The following is a 5285-nucleotide window of genomic DNA, read 5'->3' on the forward strand; positions in this document are numbered from 1 at the left end:
AAAAAACCCCTAGAGGGGAATATATCTGTCGTTGGGATAAAGACGGCGAGCTAAAGGTGGCAGACTTCCGAGAACATGAACTCGAAAAAGCCACCACACCCGCAAAAGTAGAAAACGAGCCTAAAACGCTGGATACTTTCCCAGCACCAGAGGGTCAAAACGCCAGCTTCCAACAGCGCGTCACTTCCTGAACCTCAGCACCAGCAGGACGACGCAAAGCGTCGCACTACGTGGCTCCCGCTCTGCGCTCGCTCCTGCTCTGAACGCTTTCCCATGTCATGAAGATGGGACTCTGCTTAAGGGGAGGGAGGTGTCTGGTCTTCCTCTTCTTCCTTCGCGTCAGTCTTTTCGCTTGTCTTGTCTGACCGTCCCGCCTTCACGTCAGACGCCAGCTTGTTCAAAACTGACACCGCAGACCTTTGAAGCCCCTTCGGTATCTCGACCCCAGACCCCGACAGCTTGCTAATCATGTCGATGAGCGAACCAGCATCAGCGACAGACACAGGCCCAGCCTCACGCTTTGCTATGTTCTTCCCACCGCTTCGGTCGTTCTTAATCTTCTCCCGAATGGCTTGCGTCACATAGTCGCCAATCGAGACCCCCGCTTTCTTGGCATGTGTTCCCGTAGCTGTCCGAACATCCCCAGGGACACCCCTGATTGACCAAGCCGGAAGCGTGTCAGCCTGTTCGCTCTTCTTGTCTGACATTTCTCTCATCCTGTCCCACACGTTTACACGTCAGTCATACACCGGAATATGTCCGACGATTCCGAAAAATTGTCTGACTTCTTCGCTTCTTTGTCGTCATTTCATGACGAGGCTCTGCCACCGAACAGGTCCGGCCTGTTCGCCTTCGGTTGATATCCTCAAAAATTCTATAAAGTCAGACACAAAAAAAGGCGGATAACCGCCAATTTTTAAACCTGAAAATCTTGAATTCTTTAAGCTTGTAGCTGTTTCCGCGTCAGCCTATCACCACGTTCAACACCCTGCACAGCATCAGAGAGAACCCTATAAATCGTCGCAGGATTCACATTGTACCGCCTCGCCAGGTCTTTCACCTGGACACCGTGAGCCACTGAATCAACAACGTCCTGACGTGCTAACCGCGATAGCTTCGGCTTACGTCCCTGATGCTCTCCACGCCTGCGACCGGCAGACATTCCAGCCACTACACGCTCCCGAATGGTCTCCCTTTCGAGTTCTCCGACCGCCCCTAAAATCGTGAGAAGAAAGCCACCGAGAGGCCCAGACGTATCAATACCGTCCTGAAGGCTTCGGATGCTTACACCCTTATTTTTGAGCAGTTCAGCCAGTTCCAGAAGATTCCTCGCAGACCTGCCGAGCCTGTCCAACTTCCACACCAGAACAACGTCACCAGGGCCGACAATATCAAGCAATTCCGTGAGGCCGGGACGGTTTGCAACCGTTCCCGAGACCCCCTCATCCGCAAAAATCTGCACAGCACCAGCACCCGCAAGCGCCTCTGTTTGCATATCTATTTTCTGGTCAGTCGTGCTGACACGAGCATAGCCGTAAATCATACCGCACCTTCAAAAAGATGTTTTTTCTCATTGAAGAAATCGCGCATTGACGCATTCCAGAAAAATCTACCTTTTTGCCATCCGCTGAACGGTACCTTGCAAGTTCCAAAATAATACTCGACCGTATTTCTGTTAAGAAAACGCTCCAAATCAACAATATAGTCGAGTTTCTTCTCTTCAAAGTTTTCTTTTGTTGTTTTTCCTATTTCATTAATAGTATATGGCTGAGTTCTGAAAAGATAATTTTGACGTGATAATTTTTTCAATGCTTCGATATTATCGTCTAAACACCTATTAGCTTGCTCGATAGTCATGGTTATGAACAGCAATCCAAACACATCAGACGAACCATATCTGAGCATATGCAAATGTTCTATATAATGAACAAACTGACCGTCATTATAAATAATTCCACCTTTTAATATATCCGATATTTTTTCCATTTTTATAATCCTTTTTTTGCAATACCCTTTTGCAATTATCCTTCCTTAGATTTATGCGGGGTTTGACTAATAAATATTATAATACAAAAGGTGTACCTTTTGCGAAAATAAATAAAAAAAGTTTTTAACCCCAATTTTATTGTAAAAACATTACCTCGATAATGTATTTTTATTATTTTCCATACCTTGAATCATCTTCTTGATATCTCTCGATATTAGTTTCAACGCTTGGTCTACTGTCTTGATATCATCAAGATATGGATTGATATCTATCCCGCTCATATCCATTCTCTCGAACGTGCGTTCTATGCCAGTTTTCAAAGCCTCGTTTTCACGTCTCAACTGTCTTAATGGTTCAGACGCTTCTGCCGATTTACTCTTTTCGCTCTTCAAAGATTCCCGAAGCTCGTTCCTTTCTTCTCTTAATTTCTTAATCGTCTCTTTTTGTCTCGTGTTCTGTTCTTTCCATGTCCCGATTGACCTATTGGCCTTTTTAGCTGTCTCTGATTTTCCTTCTCCTTTTCCCTTTTCATATTGCTTCTTCTCTTTAGCTTTCGCAGAAACAGCGACACGATTGACCCACGAGCTACATTCAAAATCTTCAATCGCTTCCGTTTTCGCATTCTCATAAATTTGCGTTTTCTGGTCTTCAGCATCTCGCAAAATTTCACGAGCCTGCTCCTGAGCTGGCCGGTATATGTCAGCGTGAACGTGTTCACGCTGTGTCGTTTCTTTCGGAATGCCTCGCTGAATCTTCGGGTCAAGATTGGCCTGACAGTACTCCGCAAAACTGTCCTGCAAAGCCATAAAGCTCCGCTTTTTTTTATATTCTCTTTGGATTGTTTTCAGAGCCTTGCGAGTGCTGATGACGTGTCTGTCATCTCTTCCCTTTTGTCTGACAACAGACGAAGGACACACAAACACATCAACAACGCCCGAACCTGCTTCATCCATATCCATGCGTGAAGCAATCACACTACCAGGGCCAAACTTCTCCTCAGCCCATTTTTGTGATTCACGAAACAACTCCCGAACTCTGGGGTTCTGGGGGTCTCGTGGGTCGCCAGTTTCAGCCAACCATTCAGGACTAACAACACAGAGCATATGCAGAGCAACGCTTGCACCTTTCTGCTCTTTGATTCCTGTTCTCTCTTTGAAGCCCTTAAATGCCTGAACAACATCCCTGGGATTGTCAGGAGCATATTCCGACGATGCCAAACTCATATCAGTGCGTGATAAATCAACACGCTTCTGACTGTTTTCATCTCTTCGAAAAGCATGTTCACGAGCACTCGCAAGGCTTTGAATGCTCTTCACGTTAAAGCAACGAACTGCTGAAAATATTCCTTCTGACATACCAATAAACTCCGTAGAGTCATTGTAGTCCAAGAATTAGCACAGGGTGCTAACACACTAGCACCCTCCCTTTCAGGGCCACTCCGTTAGGGATGCGTGTGCTCTGCGAGGCTTAGAAAACCTACACAAATGGCATCAGGCCACGCACGGAATCCAGCGAGGGTCATCAGAAGACCAATCACCGGGAAAATCAGCCTCACGAACTCGCTTCTCTTCCTTGGCTTGGCGTCTCTTGTAAGCCCTTTGGCGTTTCAGATAGCCGTCAGAATATTGGAATCCTGTTTTCGTAGGTCTCTTGAGCTTTCTCTTATTCGATTTAGAAACTTCACCGACGCCAGCTTGGACGCTTGGCGTGCTATTGTGAACTATATAAAGACCCGCTCGACGAGCGTTCGCATCAGCCCAGCCTTGAGCTTGCTTCTTGTTGCATTCCAGCAGATGAAGCCCTGATTTTCCGCACAGTGTTGCAGGGGTTTCCGTGTACCCAATGACAAGCGAATGCGTCTCGATGATTCCGCTCTTGCCTGCATAGGGAAGAGTACGACCGACCACGACATTCTCAGCATCTTGCCTTCCTGCTGTTCGTTCCTTTGGCTTCAATGGCTTAGGCTCTTTGCTCATGCGAACGAGCTTCGTGGAACCATCACGCAAACGCATCCTCGCAATCTTTTCGCGGTCGCGTTCAAGCTCTGAAAGAAAATCAGCGAAAGGCCCGAGGGGCTGGCTTAGCTTTGAGCGATATGTCTGGTTATGAAACCAAGCGAGCTGTTGGGATGACAGCATATCAATGCCGTAAGACTCTGTATCGTCTTTGTCTGACGACAGCTTGCAAATGTATTTCACAACTTCACGAACGTCAGTCAGACGCCCACAATCTTTCCACCACACCCCGCCAAGCCTTCGACGTGTGAATGTTAGAAAGTCCTGCCATTGCTCTGCATCGAGCTTTCTGGTCGGCCAATAGACCACATTGTCATGGTCATGAACGCCAGCATCCGAAAACGTAAACTCAGCACCGCGATAGAGCAGGATAATCCCGAACCGTTCTCGGATTTCATGAGACCAACGACGCACGTTCGCATAGTGTTTTTGACGTTTTTCTTTGAGATTTCCGCCATATTCGCACCTCTCGCCAGCAGTCAGAACCGCATAACGGAAATATTTGCGATTGGGATGGTTCTGCATGAAATACGTCAGAGCCTTCACCATCGAAGAGCGGTCTTTTTGAGCTACCTCTGGCAGTAGCTGAATATGCCTGTAACGTCCGTTAATGCGTTCAATATCACCAGTGACCTCGCCAATGGTGAACATCGTTTGCGTCTGGTCATACGCAGGAATCCCCTGACCTTCCAATCTGTCAGACAGAACACGAGTTTGAGCAGACAGACGCGAACGCCTGTCATTCATTTCCGAAATATTGTCAGTCTTGAATCCTACTGAACTGGACGCAACACGCTCATATGTCAGACACACCACATCAGACCAACCCTCTTGGCGGTCTGATAGATATAATTTTGCAATCCTGCCCCAACTCGTGCTATAATATGCACGTGAGACAGGCTTTCGCTTGTTTTAAGCATCGGCCTTTCTCCACATTGTGGCCCGTAGTTCGCTTACCTCCGCCAAGATAGTCAGCGAGCTTCAAGCCCTGTCTCACAACATTCTATCACAAAAATCAGCTTTGCAAGAAACTTTGCCAGAATCCTTGTCTGACAGAGTATCTGTTCCCATGTTGTTCTTATAGAAACATATGGAAACAGCTAATATGTCCGAGTTCGAAAATGGTGATATTGTTGTCTTAAAATCGGGCGGTCCTAATATGACCATCAGGGAAAAAACCCCTAGAGGGGAATATATCTGTCGTTGGGATAAAGACGGCGAGCTAAAGGTGGCAGACTTCCGAGAACATGAACTCGAAAAAGCCACCACACCCGCAAAAGTAG

Annotated in this window: 7 protein-coding genes; 2 read left to right on the top strand and 5 right to left on the bottom strand. The window is 46.9% G+C overall.

Annotation, left to right across the window (positions count from 1 at the left end; all coding sequences use genetic code 11):
* A partial coding sequence (locus HKD21_RS14455; protein ID WP_228121525.1) for a hypothetical protein occupies positions 1-191 on the top strand: 191 nt, incomplete at its 5' end.
* A gap of 105 nt (positions 192-296) precedes the next feature.
* On the opposite strand, the gene HKD21_RS14125 is transcribed toward HKD21_RS14455, so the two are convergent.
* The 5 genes from HKD21_RS14125 to HKD21_RS14145 form a co-directional block, all read right to left on the bottom strand.
* Positions 297-707, bottom strand: a complete 411-nt coding sequence (locus HKD21_RS14125; protein ID WP_194256239.1) for a hypothetical protein — start codon at positions 705-707, stop codon at positions 297-299.
* 233 nt (positions 708-940) lie between these two features.
* Complete coding sequence (locus HKD21_RS14130; RefSeq protein ID WP_194256240.1) at positions 941-1543, bottom strand: recombinase family protein; 603 nt, start codon at positions 1541-1543, stop codon at positions 941-943.
* Complete coding sequence (locus tag HKD21_RS14135; protein ID WP_194256241.1) at positions 1540-1986, bottom strand: hypothetical protein; 447 nt, start codon at positions 1984-1986, stop codon at positions 1540-1542. The genes HKD21_RS14130 and HKD21_RS14135 overlap by 4 nt, the downstream gene beginning before the upstream one ends.
* A 150-nt stretch (positions 1987-2136) precedes the next feature.
* Positions 2137-3342, bottom strand: a complete 1206-nt coding sequence (locus HKD21_RS14140) for a plasmid recombination protein (protein WP_194256242.1) — start codon at positions 3340-3342, stop codon at positions 2137-2139.
* Between the two features lie 135 nt (positions 3343-3477).
* Positions 3478-4653 (bottom strand): hypothetical protein, encoded by a 1176-nt coding sequence (locus HKD21_RS14145; protein ID WP_194256243.1) that lies wholly within the window; start codon positions 4651-4653, stop codon positions 3478-3480.
* A 454-nt stretch (positions 4654-5107) separates the two neighbouring features.
* On the opposite strand from HKD21_RS14145, the gene HKD21_RS14675 reads away from it, so the two are divergent.
* Positions 5108-5285: YodC family protein (locus HKD21_RS14675; protein WP_194256244.1), on the top strand; the 178-nt coding region annotated here is incomplete at its 3' end.

The sequence above is a fragment of the Gluconobacter cerevisiae genome (genome assembly GCF_015244675.1).
Lineage (GTDB): Bacteria > Pseudomonadota > Alphaproteobacteria > Acetobacterales > Acetobacteraceae > Gluconobacter > Gluconobacter cerevisiae.